This window comes from Rhizobium sp. S163 (genome assembly GCF_030380805.1).
Lineage (GTDB): Bacteria > Pseudomonadota > Alphaproteobacteria > Rhizobiales > Rhizobiaceae > Rhizobium.
In genome coordinates, this window is sequence record NZ_JAUDSA010000003.1 from 903,032 (window position 1) to 929,019 (window position 25,988).

At 62.0% G+C, this 25,988-nt stretch carries 27 protein-coding genes; 12 read left to right on the forward strand and 15 right to left on the reverse strand.

Going from position 1 to position 25,988, the window contains the following annotated elements; all coding sequences use genetic code 11:
• Positions 1-99 precede the first annotated feature (99 nt).
• From hemN to cydX, 7 genes are all read left to right on the forward strand, one after another.
• The gene (gene hemN, locus QTL96_RS04675) at positions 100-1,443 is read left to right on the forward strand and encodes an oxygen-independent coproporphyrinogen III oxidase (protein ID WP_289726858.1); all 1,344 of its coding nucleotides are present in this window, start codon (positions 100-102) and stop codon (positions 1,441-1,443) included.
• 146 nt (positions 1,444-1,589) lie between these two features.
• Positions 1,590-2,168, forward strand: a complete 579-nt coding sequence (locus QTL96_RS04680) for a GbsR/MarR family transcriptional regulator (RefSeq protein ID WP_047506429.1) — start codon at positions 1,590-1,592, stop codon at positions 2,166-2,168.
• Between the two features lie 4 nt (positions 2,169-2,172).
• On the forward strand, positions 2,173-3,861 hold the full coding sequence (gene cydD / locus QTL96_RS04685; protein WP_289726859.1) for a thiol reductant ABC exporter subunit CydD: 1,689 nt from the start codon (positions 2,173-2,175) through the stop codon (positions 3,859-3,861).
• Positions 3,858-5,549, forward strand: coding sequence for a thiol reductant ABC exporter subunit CydC (gene cydC / locus QTL96_RS04690; RefSeq protein ID WP_289726860.1), 1,692 nt, complete (start codon positions 3,858-3,860; stop codon positions 5,547-5,549). Before cydD ends, cydC begins: the two co-directional genes overlap by 4 nt.
• Before the next feature lie 74 nt (positions 5,550-5,623).
• Complete coding sequence (locus QTL96_RS04695; RefSeq protein WP_289726861.1) at positions 5,624-7,204, forward strand: cytochrome ubiquinol oxidase subunit I; 1,581 nt, start codon at positions 5,624-5,626, stop codon at positions 7,202-7,204.
• 6 nt (positions 7,205-7,210) lie between these two features.
• Positions 7,211-8,365 carry a cytochrome d ubiquinol oxidase subunit II gene (cydB, locus tag QTL96_RS04700; protein ID WP_289726862.1) on the forward strand — a complete coding sequence of 385 codons (1,155 nt, stop codon included), beginning with the start codon at positions 7,211-7,213 and terminating at the stop codon, positions 8,363-8,365.
• A gap of 12 nt (positions 8,366-8,377) precedes the next feature.
• On the forward strand, positions 8,378-8,488 hold the full coding sequence (gene cydX, locus QTL96_RS04705) for a cytochrome bd-I oxidase subunit CydX (protein ID WP_018897469.1): 111 nt from the start codon (positions 8,378-8,380) through the stop codon (positions 8,486-8,488).
• Positions 8,489-8,561: 73 nt separating this feature from the next.
• Here cydX and QTL96_RS04710 read toward each other — a convergent pair whose 3' ends face one another.
• Entirely contained in the window at positions 8,562-9,050 is a 489-nt protein-coding gene (locus QTL96_RS04710; RefSeq protein WP_289726863.1) for a GAF domain-containing protein, read from the reverse strand.
• Between the two features lie 263 nt (positions 9,051-9,313).
• Here QTL96_RS04710 and QTL96_RS04715 point away from each other — a divergent pair, with 263 nt between their 5' ends.
• Both QTL96_RS04715 and QTL96_RS04720 read left to right on the forward strand, forming a co-directional pair.
• Positions 9,314-9,691 carry a hypothetical protein gene (locus tag QTL96_RS04715; RefSeq protein ID WP_289726864.1) on the forward strand — a complete coding sequence of 126 codons (378 nt, stop codon included), beginning with the start codon at positions 9,314-9,316 and terminating at the stop codon, positions 9,689-9,691.
• A 195-nt stretch (positions 9,692-9,886) separates the two neighbouring features.
• Positions 9,887-10,843 (forward strand): DMT family transporter, encoded by a 957-nt coding sequence (locus QTL96_RS04720; RefSeq protein ID WP_289726865.1) that lies wholly within the window; start codon positions 9,887-9,889, stop codon positions 10,841-10,843.
• A 104-nt stretch (positions 10,844-10,947) separates the two neighbouring features.
• Here QTL96_RS04720 and QTL96_RS04725 read toward each other — a convergent pair whose 3' ends face one another.
• The 5 genes from QTL96_RS04725 to QTL96_RS04745 form a co-directional block, all read right to left on the reverse strand.
• Positions 10,948-11,343, reverse strand: a complete 396-nt coding sequence (locus QTL96_RS04725; RefSeq protein WP_113010478.1) for a hypothetical protein — start codon at positions 11,341-11,343, stop codon at positions 10,948-10,950.
• 175 nt (positions 11,344-11,518) lie between these two features.
• Positions 11,519-11,833, reverse strand: a complete 315-nt coding sequence (locus tag QTL96_RS04730) for a hypothetical protein (RefSeq protein ID WP_113197391.1) — start codon at positions 11,831-11,833, stop codon at positions 11,519-11,521.
• Positions 11,834-11,934: 101 nt separating this feature from the next.
• A complete protein-coding gene (locus QTL96_RS04735) occupies positions 11,935-12,357 on the reverse strand; it encodes a secondary thiamine-phosphate synthase enzyme YjbQ (RefSeq protein ID WP_289726866.1) in 423 nt (140 codons plus the stop codon).
• An 82-nt stretch (positions 12,358-12,439) separates the two neighbouring features.
• Complete coding sequence (locus QTL96_RS04740; RefSeq protein ID WP_289726867.1) at positions 12,440-12,793, reverse strand: DUF1428 family protein; 354 nt, start codon at positions 12,791-12,793, stop codon at positions 12,440-12,442.
• A 125-nt stretch (positions 12,794-12,918) separates the two neighbouring features.
• Complete coding sequence (locus QTL96_RS04745; RefSeq protein WP_112944368.1) at positions 12,919-13,884, reverse strand: LysR substrate-binding domain-containing protein; 966 nt, start codon at positions 13,882-13,884, stop codon at positions 12,919-12,921.
• Positions 13,885-14,377: 493 nt separating this feature from the next.
• Between QTL96_RS04745 and QTL96_RS04750 the strand changes: the two genes are divergently transcribed.
• Entirely contained in the window at positions 14,378-15,421 is a 1,044-nt protein-coding gene (locus QTL96_RS04750) for a porin (protein WP_289726868.1), read from the forward strand.
• A 193-nt stretch (positions 15,422-15,614) separates the two neighbouring features.
• Here QTL96_RS04750 and QTL96_RS04755 read toward each other — a convergent pair whose 3' ends face one another.
• The 4 genes from QTL96_RS04755 to QTL96_RS04770 form a co-directional block, all read right to left on the reverse strand.
• On the reverse strand, positions 15,615-15,995 hold the full coding sequence (locus tag QTL96_RS04755; protein ID WP_289726869.1) for a DUF427 domain-containing protein: 381 nt from the start codon (positions 15,993-15,995) through the stop codon (positions 15,615-15,617).
• A 123-nt stretch (positions 15,996-16,118) separates the two neighbouring features.
• On the reverse strand, positions 16,119-16,892 hold the full coding sequence (locus QTL96_RS04760) for an APH(3') family aminoglycoside O-phosphotransferase (protein ID WP_289726870.1): 774 nt from the start codon (positions 16,890-16,892) through the stop codon (positions 16,119-16,121).
• A gap of 46 nt (positions 16,893-16,938) precedes the next feature.
• A complete protein-coding gene (locus QTL96_RS04765) occupies positions 16,939-17,100 on the reverse strand; it encodes a hypothetical protein (protein WP_018897457.1) in 162 nt (53 codons plus the stop codon).
• Positions 17,101-17,273: 173 nt separating this feature from the next.
• Entirely contained in the window at positions 17,274-18,167 is an 894-nt protein-coding gene (locus QTL96_RS04770) for a LysR family transcriptional regulator (protein WP_289726871.1), read from the reverse strand.
• Between the two features lie 106 nt (positions 18,168-18,273).
• Between QTL96_RS04770 and QTL96_RS04775 the strand changes: the two genes are divergently transcribed.
• A complete protein-coding gene (locus QTL96_RS04775) occupies positions 18,274-18,654 on the forward strand; it encodes a penicillin-binding transpeptidase domain-containing protein (RefSeq protein WP_289726872.1) in 381 nt (126 codons plus the stop codon).
• The gene (locus QTL96_RS04780; RefSeq protein WP_289727172.1) at positions 18,651-19,085 is read left to right on the forward strand and encodes a penicillin-binding transpeptidase domain-containing protein; all 435 of its coding nucleotides are present in this window, start codon (positions 18,651-18,653) and stop codon (positions 19,083-19,085) included. Before QTL96_RS04775 ends, QTL96_RS04780 begins: the two co-directional genes overlap by 4 nt.
• Positions 19,086-19,132: 47 nt before the next feature.
• Here the strand turns inward: QTL96_RS04780 and QTL96_RS04785 are convergent, their stop codons facing one another.
• The 5 genes from QTL96_RS04785 to QTL96_RS04805 all read right to left on the reverse strand — a co-directional run bounded on the left by QTL96_RS04785 (position 19,133) and on the right by QTL96_RS04805 (position 25,919).
• On the reverse strand, positions 19,133-20,413 hold the full coding sequence (locus tag QTL96_RS04785; protein ID WP_289726873.1) for a DUF930 domain-containing protein: 1,281 nt from the start codon (positions 20,411-20,413) through the stop codon (positions 19,133-19,135).
• Positions 20,414-20,604: 191 nt separating this feature from the next.
• Positions 20,605-22,659 carry an RNA polymerase sigma factor RpoD gene (rpoD, locus tag QTL96_RS04790; protein ID WP_018897453.1) on the reverse strand — a complete coding sequence of 685 codons (2,055 nt, stop codon included), beginning with the start codon at positions 22,657-22,659 and terminating at the stop codon, positions 20,605-20,607.
• Positions 22,660-23,134: 475 nt separating this feature from the next.
• Complete coding sequence (locus QTL96_RS04795; protein ID WP_289726874.1) at positions 23,135-23,482, reverse strand: GFA family protein; 348 nt, start codon at positions 23,480-23,482, stop codon at positions 23,135-23,137.
• Positions 23,483-23,497: 15 nt separating this feature from the next.
• Positions 23,498-24,532: an L-threonine 3-dehydrogenase gene (tdh, locus tag QTL96_RS04800; RefSeq protein ID WP_289726875.1), complete on the reverse strand. Its 1,035-nt coding sequence runs from the start codon at positions 24,530-24,532 to the stop codon at positions 23,498-23,500.
• Between the two features lie 199 nt (positions 24,533-24,731).
• Complete coding sequence (locus QTL96_RS04805) at positions 24,732-25,919, reverse strand: glycine C-acetyltransferase (protein WP_289726876.1); 1,188 nt, start codon at positions 25,917-25,919, stop codon at positions 24,732-24,734.
• Between the last annotated feature and the right edge of the window lie 69 nt (positions 25,920-25,988).

Here is a 25,988-nt window from a genome sequence, read left to right on the forward strand (position 1 = left end):
GCATAGCCAAGGCTGTCGTCAGAGAACAGCGTTTTCTTGATCGAGATCAAGGCATTCATCGAAAACCCCCTTTATTCCCGTCCTCGAAAGGACACGCTCATGAACGCCGATCTCATTGCCCGCTACTCTGCCCCCGTACCCCGCTACACCAGCTATCCGACCGCGCCGCACTTCCACGAGGGCGTTGGCGAGATGGATTACCGGCAGTGGCTCGAAGCAAATTCACAAGGCGCACTATCGCTTTACGTGCATATTCCGTTCTGCGACCGGCTCTGTTTCTACTGCGGTTGCCATACCAAGCAGGTGCGCCGCTACGACCCCATCGCGACCTACCTGGAAGCCTTGAATAGCGAGATCGCGCTCGTTGCGACATATCTCCCGCTACGGCGAAAGGTCGCAGCCATCCATTTCGGCGGCGGTTCGCCGACGATCGTCAGCCCCGCCGACCTCGTCCGTCTGCGCGCCACGCTCGACGCCCATTTCGACATCGGCCCCGATTGCGAGATCAGCGTCGAGATCGACCCGACGCATGTCGATGAGGAGAAGCTGAAGGCATGGCGCGATTTCGGCATGACGCGGGCAAGCGTCGGCGTGCAGGATTTCGAGCCGATCGTCCAGACCGCAATCAACCGACCGCAGAACTTCGAGCAGACGGCACTGGTCGTGCGAACCTTGCGCGAGCTCGGCATCGGCTCGATCAATCTCGACATCGTCTACGGCCTGCCGCATCAGGATCGCGACATGTTGCTGCGCACGATCGACCTGTCGCTGTCGATGCAGCCCGATCGCATCGCCATGTTCGGCTACGCCCACGTTCCCTGGGTCAAGAAGCACCAGTCGGTGATCGATACCGCGACCCTTGCCGGTCCCGCCGACCGCTTCGCAATGGCCGCGGCGGGCGCTAGCGCCATCCTTGCGGCAGGCTATGATGCCGTCGGCATCGACCACTTCGCAAAGCCCGACGACAGCATGGCCCGCCAGCTGCGTGACGGCGAACTCCGGCGCAACTTCCAGGGCTACACGACCGATGGCGCCGACACGCTGATCGGCCTCGGCGCCTCCTCGATCGGCAAGCTGCCGCAGGGCTATGTCCAGAACATCGTCGCAACAGGACAATATTGCCGGGCGATCTCGGAAGGCCGCCTTCCCGTTGCCCGGGGCTTCGCGCTCTCGGATGCCGACCGCGCCAGCGCGCAGGCGATCGAGGAGCTGATGTGCCAATACGCCTTCTCGGTCACCGAGTTGCGCGCCCGCTTCGGCAAGGCCGCCGACAACGCCTGCGACGACGCCCTGCATGCGAGCTTCAACGAGGATGGCTTCGTCTCTTTCGATGGCGACAGGTTCGTGATCACCGACGAAGGCCGCCCCTTCGTGCGCACCATCGCCGCCAAGTTCGATCGCTACCTCGCGCAGGGTAAGGCCAAACATTCCTCGGCCATTTGATCTGAATCAATAAACCCGGGCGAAAAGCTGGCTATCGTCAAATCCGGCACCAATCGCAGCATCCCCAGCCTGCCGATTGTCAGCCATGTACTGCGAGCTGTGATTTCAGAAATTTCTGAAATCACAGTCATAACGGAAACCGGACCATGAACCTTGCGCCGCTCGTCCAATCCTTCGTCCTGCACTTCGGTGAGATGGGCTCGCGCTGGGGCATCAACAGGACGGTGAGCCAGATCTACGCGCTGCTCTACGTCTCCCCTCAGCCGCTCTGCGCCGAGGAGATCGCAGACGCGCTCGGCATCTCGCGCTCGAACGTCTCGATGAGCCTGCGCGAGCTGCAGACCTGGAACCTCGTGCTGCTCAGGCACCGGCCGGACGACCGCCGCGACTTCTTCACCACGCCCGACGATGTCTGGCTGATCCTGCGCACGCTCGCCGAAGAGCGCAAGAAGCGCGAGGTCGATCCGACGCTCTCGGTGCTGCGCGAAATCCTGATGCAAAGGCCGGCCAGCGAGGCCGAGCGCCATGCGCAGGAACGCATGAGCGAAATGCATGCGCTGATTGAACAGCTGACACATTGGTATGACGATGTGAAACAACTTGAAACCGAAAGACTTGCAACGCTACTCTCGCTAGGCGCGAAAGTGACGAAGCTGCTTGAGGCCAAGGACCGGGTCATCTCGCTCGGCCGTGGCCGCCGTCCCAATCCTGCGAACAAGAGTTAGCGCCATGACCAGTGCCTTTCTCGATGCCAAGCAAGATAAGGCCCGCGACGGACGGCGCAAGCGCGCCCGCCAGCCGTCTGGCCTGCGCAACGCGGCACTGGTCCAGACACTCGCCGCCCTCCTCTGGATCCCGCAGGCCGGCCTCCTCTCGATCGCGGTCGGCCGCATCGCCAATGGCGGCGGGGTCGAGGCCGTCATCTGGCCGGCGATCGTCATCGGCTTCCTCGGCATCGCGAAAAGCTGTCTCGAAGCGGCAGGAGGCCGCCTCGCCTTTCGCGCCGCCCGCGCCGAACTCACCCTGAGGCGCGCCCGCGCCGTCGAGGCCCTTGCGCGCCGGTCGCCGGTCGACAGCACCCGCCACACCTCGGGAGAAGCCGCCAGCGTCGTCGGCGAACAGGCCGAGCTCATCGTCCCCTATCTCGCACGCTTCCAGCCGGCCCGCTTCAAGGCCAGCGCCGTGCCACTGGTCATCCTCGCCTGCGTCTTCCCGATCTCGTGGATCGCGGCGCTCGTGCTGCTCTTCGCCATGCCCCTCATCCCTGTCTTCATGGCACTGATCGGCTGGCGCGCGCAGGCCGCCAGCGAAAAGCAGCTGGCCGCGACCGGCGGCCTCAATGGCTTCCTGCTCGATCGCCTGCGCGGCCTTGCCACCATCCGCGCGCTTGATGCTGTCGATGCCACGGCAACGCGGCTTCGCGCCGATGCCGAGGACCTGAAGACCCACACAATGGCCGTGCTGTGCATCGCCTTCCTGTCGTCGGCGGTTCTCGAGCTCTTCGCCGCGCTCGGCGTCGCCATGGTCGCCGTCTATGTCGGGTTCTCGCTGCTCGGCGAAATCCGTTTCGGTGCCTGGACTGGCGGACTGAACCTCACATCAGGCCTCTTCGTGCTGCTGCTTGCACCCGCCTTTTTCGAGCCGCTGCGCGAACTCTCGGCCGTCTGGCACGACCGCGCCTCGGGCGAAGCCGCGATGAAGGCGCTCGATGCGCTGAGCGAAGACGGCATGCTCCTGCCGCAGGGAGAAGCCGCTCAAGGCCCCCTGGCCGCCGACATCCTCTTCCACGCCGTCGCCTTCCGCTACCCCGGCAGCGATACCTCAGCCATCGAGAGCTTCGATCTCCATATCCGCGCCGGCGAACACGTCGCGCTGCTGGGCCCAAGCGGCTCAGGCAAGTCGACCTTGCTGGCACTCGCCGCCAGCCTTGCGCCCTGTGAAAGCGGCCGCGTCGAGATCGGCGGGCAACCGGCCGGTCAATCGTCGCGGACGCGGATCGCCTGGATCGGCCAGAAGCCGCATATCTTCGCAGGCAGCATTACCCGCAACGTCACGCTCGGTCGCCCGCAGGTCTCCACGCAACAGGCAGCCGCCGCACTCAACGCCGCCCGTCTCGGACGACTCGCAAGCGTCTACCGCAAACGTCCGCTCGGCGACGGCGGAGCCGGCCTGTCGGGTGGCGAGGCGCTGCGGCTCGCCATCGCCCGCGCCGCCGTGAACCCCGAGACGCTGATCGTCCTCGCCGACGAACCGACCGCCCATCTCGACAGCGCAACGGCGGATGACATCACCGAGACCCTGCTTGCGCTTGCCAAGGGCAAGACCCTGCTCGTCGCCACGCACGATCCCCGCCTCGCCGCCCGCATGGGCAAGACGATCCATCTCAATCCGGAAGCCGCACGGGAGGCCGCCGAATGAGCGCGTCGCTGACCGACCTCAAGCCCATACTCAAGCTCTTCGTCAGGGAGAAGAAACGTGGCCTGCTGATGGGCGCCGTCATGTCGGCTGCGACGGCTGCCGCCGGCATCGCCCTGCTCGGCCTCTCCGGCTGGTTCATCACCGCAACGGCGATCGCCGGCACCTCAGTGGCAGCCGCCATCACCTTCGATGTCTTCGCCCCCTCGGCAGGCATCCGCCTGATGGCGATCGGCCGCACCGCCTCGCGCTATGGCGAACGGTTGACGACGCACGATGCGACGCTCGCCGTGCTCGCCGCGCTCCGCGAACGCCTGTTTCGCGGTTGGGCGCAGGCCGGCGCTGCCCGTGATCTCGCAAGACGCCCCGCCCGCCTGCTGTTTCGCCTGAGCGGCGATATCGATGCGCTCGATTCTCTCTATCTCCGCGTGCTTGTGCCCGCAGGCGTCGCAATCCTCACCGCCATCGCCACGGGCATCGCGCTTGGCCTGATGCATCCCCTGTTCGGCCTCTCGACGGCACTGCTCCTCATCGTCGCCGGCCTCGGCATCCCCCTTTGCGCCGGCCGCTTCGCCGCCGCCCATGCCCGGCGCCGCGCCTATGGCATCGAGGCACTGCGCGCCCGCACCATCGACCTCGTCTCCGGTCAGTCGGACCTCTTGATGGCCGGCAGGATTGAAGCGCAAACAGCAGCCGTAGCCGCCGCCGACCGCTATGCCGAAGATGCCGACAACAGCCTGAACCGCATCGAAAGCACCGTGACGTTCGGCTTCGGCATCGCCTCGACACTCCTGCTCACCGGTGCGCTGCTCGCCGTCGCGGCGCTGGCCGGTGCCGGCACGATCACCGCACCGGTCGCAGCCCTCGGCATCCTGATCGCCTTCGCCGCCGTCGAGCCCTTCGGCGCGCTGCGTCGGGGTGCGCTGGAACTCGGACGCACGCTGCTGGCGGCAAAGCGCATCGGCCCACGCCTGGCCGACGACACAGCCACGCGTCAGCACGCCGCCCCCACCGCCGGACTGCCGGTCCAACTCACCGGTGTCAGCGCCGCCTATGATGCAGCCGCAACACCTGTTCTCGCCGACATCAACCTCGCCCTAAGACCGAGCGAAAAACTCGCACTCATCGGCGCCAGCGGTGTCGGCAAGTCGACGCTACTGGCCCTGCTCGCCGGCGAGATCGAACCGCTCGAGGGTACCGTCGCCAACGACACAGCAACCCTTCTGACCCAGCGCACCGAACTCTTCCAGGACACAGTCGCCGGCAATCTCCGCCTGGCCTGTCCCAACGCCACCGAAAGCGACCTGAAGTCCGCACTCGCCGCCGCCGGTCTACTGACCGATATCGCCGCCCTGCCCGATGGCCTCGACACCCGTCTCGGCGAAGGCGGCATGGGCCTCTCGGGTGGCCAGTCGCGGCGGCTGGCACTCGCTCGCCTCTTCCTGCGCGATACCCCGCTCTGGTTGCTCGACGAGCCGACGGAAGGTCTCGACCGCGCTACAGCACTCGATGTCATGGACCGCCTGTCCGAGAGGGCGAACAGTCGCTCGCTGGTTATCGCCACCCATATCCGCCGTGAGGCGGAGATCGCAGATGTTATCGCCACGCTCGATGGCGGCCGCATCGCCAGCAGTTCGCGCCGCGGAGAGACGGCGTTCGAAGAAGCTCTGAATCGGCTGAGACCGGACTGAGCGCGTGCATGACCGCCAGGCAATCCGGCCCGGCGGAAAATCTTCGTACCCCCATGGGGCGTGGGAGAAAGACTATGGAACTAGACATTGTCGACTTATCGCGTTTTCAATTCGCGCTGACAGCGCTCTATCACTTCCTGTTCGTACCGCTGACACTCGGCCTCGCCGTGCTGCTCGCCATCATGGAGACCGTCTACGTCATGACCGGCCGCCAGATCTGGCGGCAGATGACGAAGTTCTGGGGCGTCCTCTTCGGCATCAACTTCGCCATCGGCGTCGCCACCGGCATCGTCATGGAATTCCAGTTCGGCATGAACTGGAGCTACTACAGCTACTATGTCGGCGACATCTTCGGCGCGCCCCTGGCGATCGAAGGGCTGATGGCCTTCTTCCTCGAAGCCACCTTCGTCGGCCTGTTCTTCTTCGGCTGGGACAAGCTGTCCAAGGTCGGTCACCTCGTGGCGACATGGTGCGTGGCGCTGGGATCGAACTTCTCCGCGCTCTGGATTCTCGTTGCCAACGGCTGGATGCAGAACCCGGTGGGATCGGCGCTCAACCCGCAGACCATGCGCATGGAAGTGACCAGCTTCTTCGACGTGGTCTTCAACCCGGTCGCCCAGGCGAAGTTCGTCCACACGGTATCGGCCGGCTACGTCTGTGCCTCCATCTTCGTGCTCGGCGTCTCGGCCTGGTATCTGCTGAAGGGCCGGCACATCGAGATTGCCAAGCGCTCGATGACGGTCGCCGCCTCCTTCGGCCTGGCTTCCGCGCTCTCGGTCGTCGTGCTCGGTGACGAAAGCGGCTATCTCGCAACCGAAAACCAGAAGATGAAGCTCGCCGCCATCGAAGCCATGTGGGAAACGGAGCCGGCACCGGCCCCCTTCACCGCCATCGGCTTTCCTGATCAACAGGCGCGCGAGACCCACTTCGCCGTCCATATCCCCTGGGTCATGGGCCTGATCGGCACCCGCTCGCTGGATACCGTCATCCCCGGGATCAACGAACTCGAGGAACACGCAAAGACCCGCATCCGCGAAGGCATCAAGGCCTATGACGCGCTGATGCAGATCCGCGCCGCCGGCTCGCCTGAAAAGATCACGGCGGAAACCAAGAGCGCATTCGAGGATCTCGGCCACCAGCTCGGCTACGCCCTGCTCCTGAAGCGCTATGTCGACGATCCCCGCACCGCGACCGATCAGCAGATCGACCAGGCCGCCCGCGACACCATCCCGCATGTACCGACCCTATTCTGGTCGTTCCGCATCATGGTCGGGCTCGGCGTGTTCTTCATCCTCTTGACGGCGACCTTCTTCTGGCTCTCGGCCCGCCGCCGCCTCGACGCGCATCCCTGGCTGCTGCGCGTCGCCGTCCTGGCGATCCCGCTGCCCTTCGTCGCCATCGAGTTCGGCTGGGTGGTTGCCGAGGTCGGACGCCAGCCCTGGATCATCGAAGGCGTGCTGCCGACGGCCGCCGCCGTCTCCAGTCTCGGCGCCAGCACCGTACTGCTGACCATCCTCGGCTTCGCGGCGCTCTACACGGTGCTGATCATCATCGAGATGACGCTGATGGTGAAGGCCATCAAGAAAGGCCCGGAACCGGACAACGAACCGGAAGCCGAGCTGATTTCCGAAACCCTCGTTCCTGCCGCGGAGTGATTGATCATGATCCTGCACGAACTTATCGACTATGAAACCCTGCGCCTCATCTGGTGGCTGCTCCTCGGCGTCCTCCTCATCGGCTTCGCCGTCACCGATGGCTTCGATCTCGGCGTCGGCATGCTGCTCCCCTTCGTCGCCAAAACGGATACGGAGCGGCGCGTCGCAATCAACACGATCGGCCCCGTCTGGGAAGGAAACCAGGTCTGGCTGATCCTCGGCGGCGGCGCCGTCTTCGCCGCCTGGCCGCCGCTCTACGCGGTCTCGTTCTCCGGCTTCTATCTCGCGATGTTCGCCATCCTGCTTGCGCTCATCCTGCGGCCGGTCGCCTTCAAATACCGCTCAAAGCGTGAGAGCGCCCGCTGGCGTGGCAATTGGGATCTCGCGCTTTTCATTGGCGGCTTCGTTCCGTCGCTGATCTTCGGCGTCGCCGTCGGCAACGTGCTGCAGGGCGTACCCTTCCGCTTCGATCCGGCCGACATGCGCATCTTCTACGAGGGCACCTTCATCGGCCTGCTCAACCCCTATGCCCTGCTCTGTGGCCTGCTCTCCGTCGCGATGCTCAGCATGCACGGCGCCGCCTGGCTGGTACTGAAGTCGAGCGGTCCTGTGGCGGAGCGTGCGCGCACCTATGGCAGCATCGCCGCCATCCTCGTCATCGTGCTCTTCGCGCTAGGCGGCGTCTTCCTGGCGCTTGGTGTCAACGGCTACACAATCTCGAGCGCCATCGTCACCGACGGCCCCTCGAACCCGCTTCTGAAGACAGCGGCGCATGAGGGCTCGTGGCTCGCCAACTACGGTACCTATCCCTGGATGATGATTGCCCCGGTCGCCGGCTTCGCCGGTGCCCTCGCCACCCTGATCGCCATCCGCGCCAGGCTGGAGGTCGGTACGCTGCTCTTCAGCAAGCTGTCGATCTTCGGCATCATCTCGACCGTTGGCGTCTCGATGTTTCCCTTCATCCTGCCCTCCTCGCTCGATCCGAAGTCGAGCCTGACGGTCTGGGATGCATCGTCGAGCCACCTGACGCTGTTCATCATGCTCGTCGTCACCTCGATCTTCCTCCCGATCATCCTGGCCTACACAGCCTGGGTCTACAAAGTGCTCTGGGGCAAGGTCGACGAAAAGCAGATCACCGACAAAAGCGGTCACGCATACTGAAGGAGAAATAGGATGTGGTATTTCGCATGGATCCTTGGCCTGCCGCTCGCGGCCGCCTTCGCCGTCCTCAACGCCATGTGGTACGAGCTGATCGACGATGAGGCCAAGAAGAAGAAGTCCTGAGTGACAGGATAAACAAAAGAGGCTGCGCTCTGTCCGGGCGCAGCCTCTTCTCGTTCACTGAATGGAATTGACGTCAGTAACTGGCCTTGACGAAAATCTCGGCCAACGCCTCGATCCCCGCCTGATCATCCGCATCGAAGCGCGAAGGGATCGGGCTGTCGAGATCGATGACGCCGAGGATCTCGCCATTGTGGCTGAGCGGCACGACCAGCTCAGAGCGCGAGGCAGCGTCGCAGGCGATATGGCCGGGAAAGGCATGAACGTCCTCGACGAGGATCGATTGGCCCTTTGCGACAGCGGTCCCGCAGACGCCGCGCCCGACGGCGATCCTCACGCAGGCGGTGCGCCCCTGGAACGGACCGAGCACCAGCTCGTCCTTCGATTTCAGGAAATAGAAACCCGCCCAGTTGAGCTCCGGCATCATCTCGAACATCAGCGCCGAGGTATTGGCCGCGTTGGCGATCACATCGCGCTCGCCGTGAAGCAACCCGGTCAGCTGCTGCGCGAGCTCGCGATAGAATTCCTTCTTGTCGGCCTGATCGATCTTCGCCGTTTGAAACATGTCCGTTCACCTTCCAGCAGTGCGTTGCACTTGTTGAGGCCTGATATAGCGATCCGCCCGTCACTTGCCAATTCGCAGCCGGACAGCCTTCGCCCGCAATCACTGAGCGAATTCACGCCGGCTCCTTTTAAATTCACAGGGGATTGAAAGAAGCGATCTTGTCCGGCGGCGATCGGGCCATATGTCCATAATATGTCGATCGGATATCCGACGCTGGCGGCCGCCGGCGACATTCGGTCGACGAATACAGACGCGAAAAGGCCGTGCTAGCGCACGTCTGCCTGCCATCGAACCCGCAAGGCGATGGCATCGCGCGACCGTCGGCGCAGTTTTCGGCCGGCACCGATAGAACCATCCATTTTCAGTTCGAGGTAAAGGCAATGACACCGGAAGACAGACAGGCAGTTTTCAGCCACCGCGAGATTGCCGCAGTCATAAAAGGAATAACGCTCGACGATGGCACCGACGCGCCGATAACAGGCAAATCGCTCGGCGAAGCCATCCTCTTCGTGTCCGAGGAAGCGTCGACCAATGCATCGAGCGCGCATGTGATCTACGGCGCCAACGAATCGCTGAGCTACACCGATTGCCTCAGCATCTACCGCGACTATGGGCCGGCGCTCCGACGCGGCACCAACTGAGCAGGTTCCATTGACGAAACGTGGTGGCGGATCGCCGCCACGTCTGGTGCGGCGTGGCGCCGCCATCACACCGCTTGCTTTAAAGGCGAAGCGGCTTTCTCGGCAATTGTGCAGGGCAGCATTCTGAACTATACCGCCCGTGGCCGGTAAAGATGCTCCGGCGCCCCACTCTCTCTGCAAGCTGATTCTGCTCCCATGACTGCTCCCCATTCGCCTGCGCGCGGCGTTCTCATCGCGTTTGCCGCCTATGCCGTATTCGCGTTCAGCGACGCTTCGATCAAGATCCTCCACGGCAGCATCCCGTCCTACGAGATCGCCTTCATAGGCGCCCTGTTCGGCACCGCCGCCCTGCCCTTCATCAAGGCCAAGGAAGACTCCTGGCTGGATGTCGTTCGCTCGACCAACCGCGCGCTCTGGCTCGTACGCTTCGTCTGCGGCGCGATCGGCGCGATCGCCTCGATCATCACCTTCACGCTGCTGCCCATGGCGGAAGCCTTCTGCCTGCTCTTCCTGCTACCCTCCTTCGTGACGATCCTGTCCGTCATTTTCCTCAAGGAAGACGTTCGCTGGCAGCGTTGGGCCGCCGTTATCGTCGGCTTCCTCGGCGTTCTGGTGGTGCTGCGTCCCGGCTTCCGCGAACTCTCGGTCGGCCATCTTGCCGCGGCAATCGGCGGCCTGACGGCGGCGATCTCGATCGTTGTTCTGAGAAAAATGGGTCCGGCCGAAAAGCGCCTGTCGCTTTACGGCGCCGCCCTGCTCGGCACCATCATCGTCAGCGGCATCCTGATGGCCTCGCAGTTCGTCATGCCGACACCACGGCAGTGGCTGTTCATCGCAAGCTACGGCCTGCTCGGCGCCGCCGGCAACGTGCTGTTGATGACCGCCGCGCGTATCGCGCCCGCCAACCTCGTGGCACCGCCGCAATACAGCCAGATGCTGTGGGCGATCGCCTTCGGCTACCTGATTTTCGACGACTCAGTCGATCTGCCGATGGCCGGCGGTATCTTGCTGATCATCTGCTCCGGCCTCCTGACGCTGGCGCGCGAACGCAAGCGCGGCACGCCGCTGCCGACATCCGTCGTCTCCTCCGACAGCCAGGCGCCGCTTGCGACCTCGGCCGCCGGCGAAGCCGCGAACGCGCCCAAGGCCTGACCGCCGCGGCGGCAGCAGAAACATCACCCCAGAACGAAACCACCCCTGTCCGCGTCTCCACGCAGGCAGGGGTGGTTTCATTTCAAACTATTGGAACCGGCCTGTCAGCGCAGGACCGGGCAACCGCGAACGTTGCCGAAGGTGATCTCGTCGGGTCCACGACGCGTGAAGCCCTGCACGATGACCCGGCGCGGCGTGATATCGACCACACGGGCACGGCGGAAGCCGTAATCCATCGCCTTGTCTTCAGCCAGACGCGGATCGCAACCACGCGGCCGGCCGCCATACGGGGGTGGCGGCGGTGGGCGGCCATAAACCGGCGGCGGCGGCGGACGGCCATAACCTGGGGGCGGTGGTGGGCGCCCGTAGCCTGGAGGCGGTGGCGGACGACCGCCGTCTATATAGATGTCCACCTGAGCGGAGGCCGGGACCGTAGCGCCGGCAAGCGTGCCGGCGCCCAGTACCAGGGCAATCCCCGCCTTGGTCAGAAACTGCATCATCGAAATCTCCATATCACGCGGTCGCGACCGCGCTCCTTTTTCGATTCTCTTGGCCCGTCACAAGAACGGCCCTCCCGGATAAACGCATTGTTATGCGATTCGCACAAAGCAGGCTGAAAATGGCGCGGCCAAGGCGGTGCAGTTCCTATTGTGGCTCAAGCCGATTAGCGGCGGATCAGCGACGAATTTCGGGGCAACCGCGAACGTTCGCGAAGAACATGCGGTCCCAATGGCCGCGATAGCCCCGACCGGAAACGACGACCCGGCGCGGCGTGATATCGGTGACGCGCGCATTGCGCAGACCGGCATAACGCGCCTTCTCGACAGCCCGGATCGGCGAGCATGCACGCGGCGGAGCGGGGCGATGGTACTGAATGTCGATGACCGACGCACGCTCGGGGCTGGCGGCTGACGCAACCGAGAACGTCGCGGGGATGGACGCAATGGCAAGGATGGCGGCGAACGAAGCTTTGGCGATAAAATGGGTCATGTTCATGCTTTCATTTGTTATCGATGGTCTCCCTTGCGGGATTGGACAAACGATAAACGCCTGAAAATGAACGATGTTCGAACCGGCCGTTCACATTTGGTTCAGTTGCCGAGATGCAGCACGACTTCGCGCCGGTGCGGAGTTTCGCGATGTTCGAACAGATAGATCCCCTGCCAGGTGCCGAGAACAAGCCGCCCGTCCATGACGGGAATCCCGATCGAGACCTGCGTCAGCGCCGCCTTGATATGGGCGGGCATGTCATCCGGCCCCTCCATCGTGTGGACGATCCAGCGCATCGACGGATCGGACGATGGCGGCACGAGGCGGCGAAAGAACCCGTTGAGATCGGTGCGCACATCCGGGTCGGCATTCTCCTGGATCAGCAGCGAGCAGGATGTGTGCCGCACGAAGACGGTAAGCAGTCCGGATTCGATATTGGCGGCGCGCACGAAGGCAGCGATCTGATCGGTAAACTCATAAAGGCCCTGCCCGCGGGTCTGCAGGCTGAGAATCTTTTGTGGCATGGGGGTGCACCTCCGGACGATGAGACTTCACCCAGAGGTCGCGCGCACCCGCCGACATGTCAATGCCGGTGATCGGTTCGCGTCAAAGCCAAAGCAGCGGAACGAAGCCGCCATAGATCATCCGCTTGCCATCGAAGATATCAAGGCATCCGGTGACTTGCAGTTCAGGATCCGCCATGACCTTCGCATTGATCTCATCGCGCTGCTCGCGCGAATCGTAAGTGATCCACGAGAACACCACGACTTCGTCATCGGTTGCCTGAACCGCACGCGGAAACGACGTCAACTCGCCATAGGGCACGTCGTCCGCGACGCATTCGACATAATCCTTCGCGCCATGTGACTTCCAGACAGCGCCGGCCTTGGCCGAGAGCGCCTTGTAGGCCTCGATATTCTTCTTCGGCACGGCAACGATAAAACCGTCGACATAGGACATGGTCTCTCTCCCTTGAACGTTGGCATCGCTTCAAGGACGAACGAGGCGCGCTCGAACCGACACCTCTTTCAAGATAGGCGCCATGTCTGCTGGACAAGATGTCCGGCACGCCGAGAAAGACAGACTTACGCTGTACCCGCGCGATCACCCTCGGCGGCAACGTTGAACGTTCGGAAGCGTTCGACGAGAAAATCGACAAGCGTGCGCACTGCCGTCGGCAAGCCGCGCGATGCCGTGAACACCAGATAGATGGTGGCCTGGGACATCTGATAGTCAGGCAGCAGGCGCACCAGCGTTCCGTGCCGCAGCCCTTCGGCGCAAACGATATCGGGAAGAAGCCCGACGCCCACGCCAGCATGGATGGCTTCCAAAACGGCAGGCACGCTGCGACAGCTCATGCGCGGTCGATGCTCGTGCCTGTGCAGCGCACCATCGGGGCCGGTGAAGTCCCAGACGTCGACCTCGCGCCACTCGGCCATGCCGCTTGTAAACGAAACGGTCGGCACACCTTCAAGCGATTCTATGCCCTCCCCCTTTGGCAGCCGCGCCGCCATATCCTTGTTGGCGACAAGGATGAGGTCGACCTTGCTCAAGACGCGCATCGTCAGTTCGGCGTCGGTCTCTTCGGTCAATTGCGCCCTGATGGCGAGATCGAGTCGGTCGTTGATGATGTCGACCCGCTGGTCGGTGGCGAGAATCTGCAACTGGATCTTTGGATGAAGCAGCAGAAACTCGGGAAAGATCGCACCGAGCGATCCCTCGAGCAGCCCCGTTGGAACGCTAAGCCTGATCGTCCCCTGCGGTTCACCGTTGACATCGGCAACAGCCTTGGTGGCGCGTTCCGCTTCACGGATCATGTTCTCGCAGTAAACATATAGTGATTGACCAATTTCGGTCACACGGAACCGGTGCACCGTTCTTTCGATCAAACGGACCCCCAGCCGATCTTCCAGCGCGTTGATGTGCCGGCTGAGTTTCGACTTCGGCAAACCCAGTACGCGCCCCGCCGCGGAGAAGCCGCCATAGCGCACAACCGCTGCAAAATAAGCAAAATCGTTCATATCCGGGAAGATGGTTTCGGTCGCCGGCATTAGGGATTCCTTTTACAAAGGGATGCTAAAGTGCGACCCTCAGCAAGTCGCATACGCCCCTTGTTCAAGGATGCCAACCGCCGCCTGAATAGTTTCGTTCCAAATTTGGAACATAGCGTTCCAGCGAACCCTCTTCAATTTGCTGCAGCGCCACATTATCTCGCCGACATTGACGCCAATGTGTCTGCTTGGCGACCGCATCGTGCTCCACGGCACCCGAAATGGCTTTGATATCATGTTGCTCCGCAGCCGCCGGGGCACTGCGTCTATATGCCTAAGTATTTGATATTGTGGCAAATTAATCACAATTCAGACATAACAAGTTTCATAAACAACGATTTCCTGACCATCCGAATTGATAGATTTAATGAGTAATGAGAGAAGAGATGCAGCGGTTCGCTGATCCGCGTGCCGAAAGGCTGTTTACCGGAACGGTTGCCTATCACCTCCCAGTGTGTGGCGACGGTCTCTTCTAGAAGGAAATGGATTTCAAATGAACATTCGGATGGTTATGCTGACGTCCGCAGCAGCTCTCGCTGCCGCCGCGTCCCCCGTCTTCGCTGCCGACGCCATCGTCGCAGCTGAGCCTGAAGCAGTAGAATACGTTCGCGTCTGCGACGCTTACGGCACCGGCTACTTCTACATCCCGGGCACCGAAACCTGCCTCAAGGTCGGCGGTTACCTGCGTTTTGAAGTATACGGCGGCCCGAACCAGAAGGGTTCGTCTGACTGGAACGCTCGTACGCGCGCCCAGGTTCAGTTCACTGCCAAGAGCGACACCGAGTACGGCCCGCTCACCGGCGTTATCGTTCTCCGTAACAACGGCGACAACTCCTCGACGAGCTCCACCCTGGACTCTGCTTACATCGACATCGCTGGCCTGCGCGCTGGTCTGTTCTACAGCTGGTGGGATGACGATTTGAGCGGCGAGCCGGACGTTCTGTCCAGCTACCAGACCCTGCACAACTCCATTCGTTACCAGTACGAATCCGGCGACTTCTACGCTGGCATTTCGATCGACGAACTGGAAGACGGCGCTGAAAAGGGTGCTGTTGATCGGTTCGGCGACCCGGCCAGCCGCAGCGGCAGCAACAACTTCGGCGTAGCTGCTGCAATCGGCGGCAAGGCTGGCGTAGTATCCTACCAGCTCATCGGTTCCTACGACAAGGAAAACGAAGAAGGCGCCATCCGTGGCATGCTCTTCGCTGACATCGGACCTGGCACGCTCGGCCTGGCTGCTGTTTATGCAACCGGCATCAACAGCTACTACGACGAGTCCGAGTGGACCGTTGCTGCTGAATACGCAGCAAAGGTTACCGACAAGTGGACCATCACCCCGATGGCTCAGTACTTCGGCAACTACGGCCACAACGCAACGAACACCGACTTCTCGTCTAACGACGCTTGGAAGGTCGGCGTAACCGTTGACTACCAGATCGTAGACAACCTCTACGCCAAGGCTACCGTCGACTACACCGACGTTGACCACGAAGACAGCGTAACCAAGGGCTTCTTCCGCCTGCAGCGCGCTTTCTAATCTGACTATCGGCGCCCCGGTCTAGGCCGGGGCACCTTTCACAAGTTTGCCTTTTCTGATCCGATTGACCTCCGATCAGTTACGGGGATTGGTCCGGTTTCCCTGCCGGACCGATCCTTGATTTTTCAGAGACAGGTTTGCAGCGACCGATCGCCGAACCCACGTCTCCTAAGCCGTCGGCGTCTCGCCTCCCCTAGATCGTCAGTTCCTCGATGGAATCGACGCGATCAGGGTAGAAGGCGACATAGCCTTTGATCTCGCTGACGGCATCCGAGGGATCTTCATAGCTCCAGATAGCGTTTTCCGAACGCTCGCCGTCCGACGCGATGCTGTAATAGGACGCCTCGCCCTTGTAGGGGCAAAAGCTCTTGTGCGTGCTGTGGGTCAGCAACGGCATATCCACGTCACTGCGAGGGATATATAAGACGGCGGGATAGCTCGCCTCTTTCAACGTAAATGCCTTGTGGCTATCGGCAATCACGCGGCCATTCCATTTGACCATCACACGCTTAGGATTGGGCGTAATCTTAATCGGATGATCCGGACCGGGGATCTTCATCGGCTGGGCGGACATTGGCGGCTCCTTGGATGTTCATGACATCGATATGGGGAGCACCGCGCTCATTTGCAGCAAAATCGGCGTAAACTTGCGGTGATCGAACCGCGCCGGCGCCTTCATCGGCCCTGAATCAACCCGTCAGAAGAACTCGTCAAGCATCTGATATCGCAGCAATTTATCAGCATCCAGCGAAGCGATGCCGTAGTTCTGGCAAAACAACTCGAGGAACGCCTCACCGAAATTCGCGGCGATGCTGCGGCAGGCGAGCGCGATATCCTGGTAGCGATCGGCAACGCCAAGCCGGCCGCAATCGATATAGCCGGTGAAGGCATCACCTGATGCAACGAAGTTCGGCAGGCAGGCGTCACCATGGGTGACGACCAGATCCTCTTCGCCTGCAGGCATCTGGCAAAGCTCCGTATAGAGATCGGCGGCGCTGCGCCCAAGCCGCGCCTCGTCGAAATCCTCTTCATCGACCAGCCCGGCCCGCATACGCCGCTCGGCAACGGCAAGCCGTTTCGACCAGCGGTGATCGAAGGGGCATGAGGCGATGTCGAGGGAGTGCAGCGCGCGCAACGCCGAGGCCAGCATGACCACCCTCGCCTCGGCATCAACAGCCGAATCCGAAGCGAGATCGCGGCCCGGCAAGGCGCTCATCAGCAGCCAATCATAGTCATCATCGGTGGTGGAGGCGATGATATCGGGGCACGGCATCCCCTGGCCGGAAAGCCACCGCAAGCGCGCCGCCTCACCCGCCAACTCGCCATAGGCGCTCCGCGCCTCGCGCTTCAGATAGAGCGCGGGCGCATCTGCGCGCTCCAGGCGAAACACCTCGGACGGCGACCGCCCCACGGGATCGCGATCCCAGGAATAGCCCGCAATGAAGCTGTCCAATGCAACGGGATGCGCCAAGCCAGGCCTCAGGCAGTTGTGCCCGCCTCGATCGAGGCGTCAACGATTAGTGCAATGTTTCGGGCTGCATTTCGCCGTGGAGGATGGAAAGCGCGTCTTCGAGCGCGGATACCAGCATGTCGGTCAACTCGTCGCCACGGCTTTCGATGATCGCCACCTTGGTGGCTTCGTCCTGCTGTTCGAAAAAGCGCTCGATTTCGTTCGACATGTCATTGTCCCCTCTTGTGCCGCTAACATCCGGCGATGGGACAAAGCTAGGCGGTCATGCTTGTGTCGGACTGGAGCGGAGAACGATTAACGATTCCGTTTCACTTCGACACACCCAACTTAGCGCATTTCGAAAACGCTTCCAGACCGTTCAGCAAAACTTCTGTTATTTCCCTAACATCCTGCCTCATCACTTTGTGCAATCATCGACGTGATCCACTGCGAGAACGCCGCCATCGCGGGCGTCACAGGGCGCGAGTGCAGCCGCGTCAGCCAGTAGCTGCCCATCGACACAATGATGGAGAACGGCTGCGCCACAAGGCCGGACGCCAAATAGCGCTCGAACATCTTCGGCGGCGCAAGCCCGACGCCGATCCCCTGCTGGATCGCCTCCATCATCGCCAGCGAGGCGTCGAAGACGATGCTCTTCTGAATCAGCCCCGGATGCGAAACGCCGGCAGCCTCGAACCACCGCGTCCACTCGTCCGGCCGATAGGAGCGCAGGAGCACCTTGCCCACAAGGTCTTCGGGCCGTTTCAGCGCTTCCGCGAGATCGGGCCTGCAGAGCACCGACAGTGGCGCCTCGAAGAGCCGCGTCGCCTCCGTCGCATGCCACGCCCCACCGCCGAAGCGGATGGCGAGATCGAGCCCTTCGGCCGCCAAATCCACCCGGTTGTTGTTGGTGGAAAGCCTGAGGTCGACATAGGGATAGCGCTCCTGAAAAGACGGCAAGCGCGGCAACAGCCAGCCGACGGCGAAAGTCCCGACCGCGCCGACCGTCAGCACCTCGCGCACATGCCCGTCGCGCAACCGCTCGACAGCGCCTGCCATGCGGTCGAAGCTGTCGCGCAGCACCGGCAGCAGGCTGTCGCCCTCAGCCGTGATCATCAGCCCGCGCGGCAGCCGCCGAAACAGCGTTACCCCGAGCTGCGCCTCAAGAGCGATCACCTGATGGCTGACGGCCGCCTGCGTGACGTTGAGCTCGATCGCCGCCTTGGTGAAGCTCAGATGCCGCGCAGACGCTTCGAAAGCCCGGAAGGCGTTCAGCGGAAGATATGGCCGAACCATGATGAAGCCCCAATTTTTCTAATGGCTTCATCTAGTATTGGTCCTTTGTCGCGGGGTCAAACGACTGGTAGCTATCCTGTGAAAGCCACCAGGAAAGGGCCATTCCATGCATCTCCGCTCCACCCTCCTTGCCGCCGCAGCGATCGCCGCGATCAGCACGACCGCGCAAGCCAAGACTATTTGTACTGTCGTGGCCGACGCCAAGACCGGCCGCACGATTGTCCAGGAGGGCGATTGCGAAGGCCGCGTCACGCCGGCCTCGACCTTCAAGGTGGCGCTCAGCATCATCGGCTATGACAGCGGCTTCCTGAAGGACGAGCACACCCCGGCCCTGAACTTTCGCAAGGGCGATCCCGACTGGGGCGGCGAGAACTGGAAGAAGCCGACGGATGCCGTCCGCTGGCTGAAATACTCGGTCGTCTGTTCTCGCAGCGCATCACCCACGCGCTCGGCGAAAAGACGCTGCACGACTACGCGACGAAGCTGAACTACGGCAATGCCGATTTCTCCGGCGACAAGGGCAAGAACAATGGCCTCGACCGGGCATGGATCGCCTCGTCGCTGAAGATATCGCCGCTGGAACAGGTGGCCTTCCTGCGCAAGCTGGTGAACCGGCAGCTTCCCGTCAGCGCCCATGCGACGGATATGACGTTGAAGGTCGTCGAGAAGACCGAGCTGCCGGATGGCTGGTCGGTGCAGGGCAAGACCGGCATGGCCTATCCGAGACTGCCAGACTACACATTCGACGAAGAGCACCCATGGGGCTGGTTCGTCGGCTGGGCAACGAAGGGTGACCAGACCGTGGTCTTCGCCCGCCTCATTCAGGATGACAAGAAGACCGAGGGCACGGCAGGCGTTCGCGCCCGCGACGCCCTCTTCGCCGAACTGCCGTCACTGATTGCGGGCAGCAGCAAGTAGCTCTCGATCAGGCCTGCGGGTGCCACAACGGCGCCCGCAGCCATCCATCAGAAATCGGGGAACCCGCGGCTGCGCCACTGCGACTTCGGGATTGCGGCGCCCACGTCATAGGCGAAATTTAGCACCTTGGTTCCGTCGGTATCGACCTCGCAGCGGAAGCTCATATCGTACCAGCGCGCACTGGCACGGAAGGCGCCGCGTTTGATCTCCAGTACATTGCCCTGCTGCAGGCGGTAGGACGGCAAGAGCTCCGGCCGGAACCCCTGCGGCGAGTGCCTAAGCTGCTCGCGCAATTCCGTCGTGCAGAGCTCGGCAACACGCATGCCGCGCGGCATGCCGTCGATCGCCGTCCGCGCCACGTCGCCGCCCGTATCGTTCTGCGAATAAAGCTTCTTCACCTTGGTCAGCGGATCGGCCGCCGGAGCGGCACTGGCGGCGGGATCCGCCTTGGCGATCTCCTTTGGCTCGGCCTGCGTGATTTCGGTGGTCACCACACCGGTGGCCTCGGCGGCCGGTCCGTTGTTTTCCTGATGCGCATCGGCGACATCGACCTGCGGCAGGTTGATATCGTCAGGCATCGGCTTGGCCGGCGGCTTGTCGTCGGCATTGGGCTTTCCGGCCGATGCGGGATCATCAGTCGGCTTTTCCGAATCGGGCGCGCCCGCAGGCTTGCCTGCCTCGGTGGAAGCATCGCCATCCTCGGCCTTCCTTGGGCCGCTCGCCTTGTCGCCAAATTCGAAGACGGGGCGCAACGGCTGGATCGGCTGCGGCTTGCCGTCGGGCCCCTTCGGCTGCTGGTCGGCCTTTTCCTGTTCGGCCGGATCTGGCTTCGGTGGCTCCTCGGCCTTTTTCTCCTCGGGCGGCTTTTCTTCCGGAGGTTTTTCAGGTGGCGGCGGCTCGGGCGGCTTTTCTTCAGGCGGTTTGGGCGCTTCCGGCGGCTTCTCCTCCGGCGGCTTTGGTGGCGGCGGTGGTGGTTCGGCCTTGGCCTCTTCCTGCTTTGGCTCCGGTGGCTTCTGCTCGGCCTTCTTTTCTTCCGGCTTCTGTTCGTCGGCTGGCTTTTCGGCCGCAGCCGGCTGCTCGGGTTTCTTCTCCTCGGGCTTCGGCTCTTCCGGCACCTTCAGTGCAGCCTGCTCTTCCGGCTTCTTCTCTTCGGGCTTTTTCTCTTCCGGTGGCGGCACCATCTCGACATTGACCGTCTCCTCCTGAGGAGGCGGCGTCGGCTGCGGCAGCTTGATCAGGAAGCCGGCAACGACGACAATATGAAGCAGCACCGAGGCGATGACGCCCCAGCCGAACAACCCCAATTGCTTTTCCGTTGCCTTGGCCATACCCACGCAATGCTGAACGACAAGTTGTCGATGTGGCCTTTTAAGAAGGCATCATCAAGCCTTAAAGGCAAAAAACACGCACACCTGACAAGGGCGTGAACGCCAGGGCACGTAATCCCCAGCCAAACCCCGTCGGAAACGAGAAAAGCCGGACACAAGGCCCGGCTTTTCGAATGACATATCTCCGCGACTTAGCTGTCGAGGAACGAGCGGAGCTTCCTGGAGCGGCTCGGATGCTTCAGCTTGCGCAGCGCCTTCGCTTCGATCTGACGGATACGTTCGCGGGTAACCGAGAACTGCTGGCCGACTTCTTCGAGCGTATGGTCGGTGTTCATGCCGATGCCGAAGCGCATGCGCAGCACGCGCTCTTCGCGCGGCGTGAGCGATGCCAGAACACGCGTCGTCGTTTCGCGCAGGTTCGCCTGGATGGCCGCATCGATCGGCAGAAGCGCATTCTTGTCCTCGATGAAATCGCCGAGGTGCGAATCTTCTTCGTCACCGACAGGCGTTTCGAGCGAAATCGGCTCCTTGGCGATCTTCAGGACCTTGCGGACCTTTTCGAGCGGCATGGCGAGCTTCTCGGCCAGCTCTTCCGGCGTCGGCTCGCGGCCGATTTCGTGCAGCATCTGGCGCGAGGTACGAACGATCTTGTTGATCGTTTCGATCATATGCACCGGAATACGGATCGTGCGGGCCTGGTCGGCGATCGAACGGGTGATCGCCTGACGAATCCACCACGTCGCATAGGTCGAGAACTTGTAACCACGGCGGTATTCGAACTTATCGACCGCCTTCATCAGGCCGATGTTGCCTTCCTGAATGAGGTCGAGGAACTGCAGGCCGCGGTTCGTGTACTTCTTGGCGATGGAGATGACGAGGCGAAGGTTCGCTTCGACCATTTCCTTCTTGGCGATACGCGCTTCGCGCTCGCCCTTCTGCACCATGGACACAATGCGGCGGAATTCGGCGATCGAGATGCCGGTTTCCGTTGCAAGGTTCTGGATCTCCTGGCGGATGTCGCGGATCGTGGTGTTTTCGCCCTTGGCGAATTCCTTCCAACCGCGCGCGGCCAGATTGGCGATCGACTTCATCCAGTTCGGATCGAGCTCGGCGCCCTGGTACTGTTCCAGGAACGAGTCGCGCTTGACGCCGTAGGATTCGGCCAGACGCAGCAGGCGGCCTTCGTTCTGCATCAGTCGCTTGGAGATGTCGTAGAGCTGCTCGACGAGGGCGTCGACGCGGTTCTGGTTCAGCGACAGAGACTTCACGGCCTTGATGAGCTCATCCTTGAGCTCCTTGTAGCGGCGCTCCTGAGCGGAAGACAGCGTGCCGGTTGCGGCGAGACGCTGTTCGACCTGCTGGTCCTGCAGCTTGCGCAGCTTCTTGTAGGTCTCGGCGATGATGTCGAGCGTTTCCATGACCTGTGGGCGCAGTTCCGCTTCCATGGCGGCCAGCGACAGGTTGGATTCGTCCTCGTCTTCTTCTTCCTCTTCCGGAGGCAGGCCCTCGCCGCCGACATTGGTGATGTCGTCGTCGCCCGAACGGGTGCGGCGGGTCTTTTCCTTCTCTTCGGCAGCCTTGCGGTCGGCCTCGATCTTCTCGGGGCTCTGGAACTGCGGAGCAGCCTTCGCCTCGGGACCGGAATAGGTCGTTTCGAGATCGATGATCTCGCGCAGCAGCGTCGTGCCTTCGTTGAGTTCGTCGCGCCAGATGATGATCGCCTGGAACGTCAGCGGGCTCTCACAGAGACCACCGATCATCGTTTCGCGGCCGGCCTCGATGCGCTTTGCAATGGCGATTTCGCCTTCGCGCGACAGAAGCTCCACCGAACCCATTTCGCGCAGATACATGCGCACGGGGTCGTCGGTGCGGTCGGTCGGCTCTTTCTTCTTGGCGGTCGCAAGTGCGGTACCGCCGGAGGGAGCAAGCTCGCCGCCTTCGCTTTCGTCGTCGGAGCTGGAATCGTCGTCGCCGCCGTCGTTGCCGCCGGCTTCTTCGGCTTCTTCATCTTCGATGACGTTGATGCCCATATCCGACAGCATCGACATCGTGTCTTCGATCTGTTCGGATGTCACTTCCTCGGACGGGAGAACGGCATTGAGCTCGTCCATCGTCACATAGCCGCGCTTCTTGGCGGCCTTGATCATTTTCTTGACCGCGTCATCGGAAAGATCGAGAAGAGGGCCGTCGGTACCGCCGTCGCGTTCGACTTCCGCTTCTTCGTTCTCTTTGACCTTCGTTGCCATGTATATCGTCGCCTTCCTGACGCTATTCAAACTCGCTGCGGTAAAACGGCCCTATCAAAGCCGGCGCGCCGCAAACGGCCGTCTCGAATCACCTGATCCCAAATAACGGGATGACATTTAATGCCTGATTAACCACGATTGCCGGCGCCGGACGACAGAGTTCATATGTCACCAAATGTCCGGCCATGGTTGTGCGATCTGCCCTTGACCCAGTTCACCGCTATTCAAGTCGAACGGTGATTCCCACAATTTTAGTTCTCGTCAAGCTTTTCCAGCAAAAAAGCGCGAGAAAACTTGGAAAAGGCCTTATCCACAGGCCACAAGCCGCCAAAGCGGTTGCCAAGCATAGATAGGATGTCACCACGGGAAGACAAGAGCGTGCCGCATTCTTCTGAAACGACCAGTTGTCGCACATATCCCGCACACCGCCCCGCCGCGACCTGCGGTCACGCCGAGGCTCCAGCCAACCCACAGACTAATGCGACTTGCCGTCCCAAGGCTGAATTTCGATTGTCGCGAGATCGACGGCGGGCACGCAACGCAGATTGATGCAGGCCATCTCCGTCCCGTCAGGCATCTTGCCCTCGCTGAAAGGCCCGACGCCGCAATTGCTGCAGAAATGATGCTGGATCACATGGGTGTTGAATGTGTAGGTCGACAATGCCTCGCGCGGCGTCTTCAGGCTGAACTGGTCGCGCGGCACGAAAGCGAGCAACCCACCGCGGCGCCGGCAGAGCGAACAGTTGCAATCGATCGCCGACTTAAAATCGCCCTCGACATCGAAAGCGATCTGGCCGCAGTGGCAGCTTCCTTCATAGTTCATGTCGTTCTCCTCCCATTACCAGTCCATCACCACCTTGCCGGAGTTGCCCGACCGCATCGCCTCGAAGCCCTCGCGGAAATCGTCGATGCCGATGCGGTGGGTAATCACAGGCGCAAGGTCCAGCCCGCCCTGCACGAAGGCTATCATCTTGTACCAGGTCTCGAACATCTCGCGGCCGTAGATGCCCTTCAGATTGAGCATCTTGAAGATCACCTTGTTCCAGTCGATCTCGAAACCGGCGGGCGCAATGCCGAGAATGGCGATCTTGCCGCCATTGTTCATCTTGTCGATCATGTCGCGAAATGCAGGTGCGGCCCCCGACATCTCCAGCCCGACATCGAAGCCCTCGGTCATGCCGATCGAGGTCATCACGTCGGAGAGGTTCTGTTTCGACGCATCGACGACATGATCGATGCCGAGCTTGCGGGCGAGATCGAGCCGGTGCGGGTTGATATCGGTGATCACCACCTTGCGCGCCCCCGACCGCTTGGCGACCAGCGCCCCCATGATGCCGATCGGACCGGCACCGGTGACCAGCACGTCCTCCCCGACGAGATCAAAGGAGAGCGCCGTATGCACCGCATTGCCGAACGGATCAAAGATCGCCGCGATCTCGTCGGGAATATCATCGGGGATCGGCACGACATTGGCTTCCGGGATGCAGACGAACTCTCCGAAGGAGCCCGGACGATTGACGCCGACGCCCAGCGTATTGCGGCAGAGATGCCCGCGCCCGGCGCGGCAGTTGCGGCACTTGCCGCAGACAATATGCCCCTCGCCCGACACCCGCTCGCCGACATGATACTTGGTGACCGCCGAGCCCACCTCGGCGATCACGCCGCAGAACTCATGCCCGACGACCATCGGCACCGGAATGGTCTTCTGCGCCCACTGGTCCCAATTCCAGATATGCACATCGGTGCCGCAGATCGCCGACTTCTTGACCTTGATCAGCACATCGTTCGGCCCGACCTCGGGCACCGGCACCTGCTCCATCCACAGCCCAACCTCGGCCTTCGACTTCACCAGCGCCTTCATCATGTTCGACATTCAATTCCTCCCAATTGCCGCGTTCCCCCTTCTTCCCACTGGAGAGAAGGTGCCCGTAAGGGCGGATGAGGGGAGCCACACGGCACACCTTAACCAGTTTCTCGCCCTTCGCCTTCGCTCAGGGCCTCGCTCCGCTCGCCCCCTCATCTGTCCTGCGGACATCTTCTCCCCGACGGGGAGAAGAGGAGCACCCGCAGCCTCAAATGACACCCAACTCCCGCCCAGCCTCGGCAAATGCCTCAATCGCCCGCTCGACATCCTCGACCGAATGCGCCGCCGACATCTGCGTGCGAATACGCGCCTGCCCCTTGGGAACCACGGGGAAGGAGAAGCCGATGACGTAAACGCCTTTCTTCAACATCAGCGCCGCCATATCCTGCGCCAGCTTCGCATCCCCCAGCATGACAGGAATGATCGGATGCCCCTCGCCGGCAAGCGTGAAGCCGAGCTTCGTCATCTCCGAACGAAACAGATCCGCATTGGCCGACAACCGCGCCCGTAGCGCATCACCATGATCGATCAGGTCGAACACCTTCAACGACGCAGCCGCGATGACAGGCGCCAGCGTATTGGAAAACAGATAGGGCCGCGACCGCTGCCGCAGCCATTCCACCACCTCCGCCTTCGCCGACGTATAGCCGCCCGAGGCGCCGCCCAGCGCCTTGCCGAGCGTACCGGTGATGATATCGACCCGCCCCTCGACGCCGCAATGCTCCGCCGAACCGCGCCCATGCTTGCCGACGAACCCGACAGCATGGCTGTCATCGACCATGACCATCGCGCCATACTTTTCGGCAAGATCGCAGACACCCTGGAGATTGGCGATGATCCCATCCATCGAAAACACGCCATCGGTGGCGATCAGCTTGAACCGGCTACCCTCGGCCTTCTTCAACTCCTCCTCGAGCGCCGCCATGTCGTTATTGGCGTAGCGGAAACGCTTGGCCTTGGAGAGACGTACGCCGTCGATGATCGAGGCATGGTTCAGCGCATCCGAGATGATCGCGTCCTCTTCGCCGAGCAGCGTCTCGAACAAGCCGCCATTGGCATCGAAGCAGGAGGAATAAAGGATCGTGTCCTCCATCCCGAGAAACGACGAAATCCTGGCCTCGAGCTCCTTGTGCTCTTCCTGCGTCCCGCAGATGAAACGCACCGACGCCATGCCATAACCATAGCGATCAAGCGCTTTCTTGCCGGCCTCCGCCAGCTCCGCGTTGTCGGCAAGGCCGAGATAATTGTTGGCGCAGAAATTCAGCACCCGCTCGCCGGATGAAATCGCGATCTCGCCCGCCTGTTTCGAGGTGATGACACGCTCCGCCTTGTAAAGCCCGGCCTCCTTCAGGCCGGCAAGCTCGGTGCGCAAATGGGAGAGGAACTGCGAGGTCATTGGTGGCCCTTCTTTGAGACTTCCCGATGCAATCGCACTAGCACATCGGCATCCGTTTGTCTTGGCGAG